4 protein-coding genes are annotated in these 3,770 nt (G+C 71.3%); 2 read left to right on the top strand and 2 right to left on the bottom strand.

Annotated elements, in window-relative coordinates:
* Positions 1-948 (bottom strand): GDSL-type esterase/lipase family protein (locus AMK27_RS40940; RefSeq protein ID WP_241847816.1); only part of this gene is annotated, 948 nt, incomplete at its 3' end.
* Positions 949-1,237: 289 nt separating this feature from the next.
* Between AMK27_RS40940 and AMK27_RS40935 the strand changes: the two genes are divergently transcribed.
* Together AMK27_RS40935 and AMK27_RS40930 are read left to right on the top strand one after the other, a co-directional pair.
* On the top strand, positions 1,238-2,725 hold the full coding sequence (locus AMK27_RS40935; protein ID WP_073919585.1) for an amino acid permease: 1,488 nt from the start codon (positions 1,238-1,240) through the stop codon (positions 2,723-2,725).
* A 10-nt stretch (positions 2,726-2,735) separates the two neighbouring features.
* Positions 2,736-3,191, top strand: coding sequence for an Lrp/AsnC family transcriptional regulator (locus tag AMK27_RS40930; protein ID WP_015032260.1), 456 nt, complete (start codon positions 2,736-2,738; stop codon positions 3,189-3,191).
* A 135-nt stretch (positions 3,192-3,326) separates the two neighbouring features.
* Here the strand turns inward: AMK27_RS40930 and AMK27_RS40925 are convergent.
* Positions 3,327-3,770, bottom strand: a 444-nt coding sequence (locus tag AMK27_RS40925; RefSeq protein WP_073919583.1) for a Repetin, incomplete at its 5' end; no start/stop codon positions are given.

Below are 3,770 nucleotides of genomic sequence, written 5' to 3'. Positions count from 1 at the left end.
CGGGCCGAGCAGCGGCCGCCCCGGGAGGACCAGGAGCCGTGCGTCGCCCTCGGCCGCCAGGTCCCGGCCGGCCCGCTCCATGGCCCTGCGCAGCTCCGTGAGGGTCGCTCCGAGGGCGTTGCGGGTGTGCTCGGCCGCCGGGCGCAGCACCGGCGAGACGATCATCAGCGGAGTGTCCGGGTGGCCGCGCCGGACGAGGCCCACGAAGGCCCGGACGGTGGCGTAGAGCCAGTCGGCCGTCGCGGGCACCGTGGACCAGCAGTTGGTGCCGAACGCGAGGGTGATCACCTCGCCGGGGAGCCGCGCCAGGTGCTCGGCGAGCGGGAGTTCGCCGCGCGCCCCGCCCGCGTACCCGAGGTTGACCGTGTCCAGGCCGAGGAGCCGGCCCGCCGTGGCGGGCCAGGAGTGGGCCGGGCGGGTCGACCACCAGCCCTCGGTGATCGAGTCGCCGTGGACCAGCCAGCGGGGCTGCGCGGGGGCGGGGGAGAGCGCCCCGCCGATGGCCCGCAGGGCGAGCGGCACCGGCGCCTGGCCCTCCGGGAGGTGCACGGTGAAGACACCGCCGCCCGGGGGCAGCGGGAGCGTGACGGTGGCCTCGGAGGCCGGGGCGGCGCAGGCCTCGCCGACGAGCCGCGTACCGCTCCAGAGGGCGAAGCAGTGGCGGAGTCCGGCGAGCGGGTCGTCGGGCCCGGGGACGGCCGCCCGGTAGCGCAGCCGCACCGCGCGCGTGCCGGGAGCGGCGGTGAACTCCACCCGTACGCCGATGGGCAGCGCGGCCCGCTCGGCGATGTCCCACGGCAGCCGTTCCAGGTCGTCGGGGTCGGCGCGGACCGGCCGGTTCCCGTCCAGCCAGGCCGTACCGCGCAGGAAGGGCGTCGGGTCGAGCCAGCCCACCTCTGCCTCCGATCCGGGGGTCGTCGTGGGCTCGCAGCGTGGGTCACGGGGCATGAGGAGTCAATGCTCGCGGGAGCCCGGTTCACACCCCCAATGTGTGGATTCATGCGGGGGAGCGCAATGTTTCCCCGTCTGCGACCCGAGCGCGCAATGATCATTCGGCAGTGCGCAACAACCCTGCATTACGAGTGCGAACCTCCGCCCCTTAGGCTCATGCCTCGTACCAGGAGTGGCGGGGACCGCCTGCTCGGCGGTTCCCCTCCCCCGTGGGCCTTCTTCGGCATGCCCGCGTACCGCTGCGGTCCCCCGTCACGACGACAGGCAGCGATAAGGAGCCTCCGCAGTGCTGGACCATGGCGCAGCCCCGCCGGTCGAGGAATCGACCACCCGCAAGACCTCCGCTCTCGGCGCACTGACCCGGCGCAAGCCGGTGGAACAGCTGGTCGCAGAGGGTGGGCAGGGCGAGGGTGGCAATCTCCGCCGCTCGCTCTCGATGTGGCAGCTGACCATGATCAGCATCGGTGCCACGCTCGGCACCGGCATCTTCGTCGTGCTCGGCGACGCCGTTCCGAAGGCCGGCCCCGCAGTCACCCTCGCCTTCGTCATCGCCGGCCTCACGGCGCTCTTCTCCGCCCTCTCGTACGCCGAGCTGGCCGGCTCCATACCGGTCGCGGGTTCTTCCTACTCGTACGCTTACGCAACGATGGGTGAACTCGTCGCCTGGGTCTGCGGCTGGTGCCTGGTCCTGGAGTACGGCGTCTCGGTCGCCGCCGTGGCGGTCGGCTGGGGCGAGTACCTCAACGAGCTGCTCGACGGAACGATCGGGGTCACCATCCCCGACGCGCTCTCCTCCGCCCCGGGCGAGGGCGGTTTCATCAACCTGCCCGGCCTGATCGTCGTCCTGCTCGCGATGGTCTTCCTGCTCGGCGGCGCCCGCGAGTCCGCCGTCGTCAACACCATCATGGTCTTCGTGAAGATCGCCGCGCTGGTGCTCTTCTGCGCCATCGGCTTCATGGGCTTCAAGTCCGGCAACTACGCCGACTTCATGCCGCTCGGCATGGCCGGCGTCAGCGCCGCCGGAGCGAGCCTCTTCTTCTCGTACATCGGCTTCGACGCCGCCTCCACCGCCGGCGAGGAGGCGAAGGACCCGAAGCGCGACCTGCCCCGCGCGATCATGCTCTCGCTGCTCATCGTCACCGTGCTCTACGTCCTGGTCGCGGCCGTCGCGGTCGGCGCGTGGAACTGGAAGGACTTCGACGGCTCCGAGGCCACTCTCGCCGCGATCATGAACGACGTCAGCGGTCAGAAGTTCTGGGGCACCCTGCTCGCCGCCGGCGCCGTCATCTCGATCGCCAGCGTCGTCCTCACCGTCCTCTACGGCCAGACCCGCGTGCTCTTCGCGATGTCCCGCGACGGCCTCGTCCCCAAGGTCTTCGGCAAGGTCAACGCCAAGACCGGCACCCCGCGGGTGAACACCGTCCTCGTGTCGCTGTTCTGCGGCGCCCTCGCCTCGGTCATCCCGCTGGGCAAGCTCGTCGACGCCACCAGCATCGGCACCCTGTTCGCCTTCGCCCTGGTCAACATCGCGGTGATCGTGCTGCGCCGCACCCGCCCGACCATGGACCGCACGTTCCGCGTGCCGCTCGGCTGGACCTTCCCGATCCTGGGCTTCCTGTTCTGCGTGTACAACATGTTCAGCCTCGACGCGGTCACCTGGGTGGTCTTCGGTTGCTGGATGGCCGCGGGCCTCGTGTTCTACTTCCTGTACGGCATGCGCCGCTCCCGACTGGCCTCCGTGCCGGCCGTGGCTGGGACCTCAGCAGAGAAGTGATCCACCCGTAGTGCGACTCAACGACCTCGACGAACGCATCGTCCACGCCCTCGCGGAAGACGCCCGCCGCAGTTACGCCGACATCGGCTCGCTCGTCGGACTCTCCGCCCCCGCCGTGAAGCGGCGTGTGGACCGGCTCAGGGCCGAGGGTGCCATCACCGGATTCACCGTACGGGTGGACCCGGCGGCGCTCGGCTGGGAGACCGAGGGCTTCGTCGAGATCTACTGTCGCCACAACACCTCGCCGGACGACATCAGGCGAGGTCTGGAGCGGTACCCCGAGGTGGTGTCCGCGTCGACCGTCACCGGTGACGCGGACGCCGTCGTCCAGGTCTTCGCCTCGGACATGCGCCACTTCGAGCGGGTCCTGGAGCGGATCGCGGGCGAGCCCTTCGTGGAGCGCACCAAGTCCGTCCTGGTGCTGTCGCCGCTCCTGCGGCGCTTCTCCTCGGGGTCGCCCGCTTAACCCCGCGTACGCGACCCCGCGGGGACGCCGGCGGTCGGGCCGGTGCGGGCCGTGGTTCCCGCACCGGCCTTCGCCCGCCCACCCCCGCGGGGCGGTCCGCTCGGTCGAGTGGCCCCGTCCACCCCGGTGGGGCGCCTACTCGGTGGGGTAGACGAACTCCCAGGGCACGACCTTGAAGTCGCCCGTCCCCTTCTCGACCTTCTCGAACGGCGCGCCGCTGAGGCACGGCGGCACCTTGTCCTTCTGCGGGTCGGCGGTCATCCAGGTGTAGCCGAGCCGGTCGCCGCCGGGGGTGTCGTGCACCGTGACGCCCACCCGCGCCTTGCGGAACTCCTTCACGTCCGTCTCGACGACGACACCCGACACGACGGCCACCTTCCCGCCCGTGGTCAGGCAGTCGACCTTCACCTTGGCGTAGCCGCCCCAGTCGCCCTTGTAGTGGCTGAAGCGGAACGTGCCGGTGGCCTTCATCGGATCCTGCCGGTCCTTCTCCGCCAGATGCGCGTCGAAGGAGAACGTGATGTCGTCCCCGGCCGGGCGGTACAGCTTCGCGGTGCCGGTCAGCGCCGCCGCCTCCGT

The sequence above is a fragment of the Streptomyces sp. CB02009 genome (assembly GCF_001905825.1).
GTDB lineage: Bacteria > Actinomycetota > Actinomycetes > Streptomycetales > Streptomycetaceae > Streptomyces.
The sequence above is the reverse complement of the archived record's forward strand: the minus strand, read 5'-3'. Positions and strand labels throughout refer to the sequence as shown.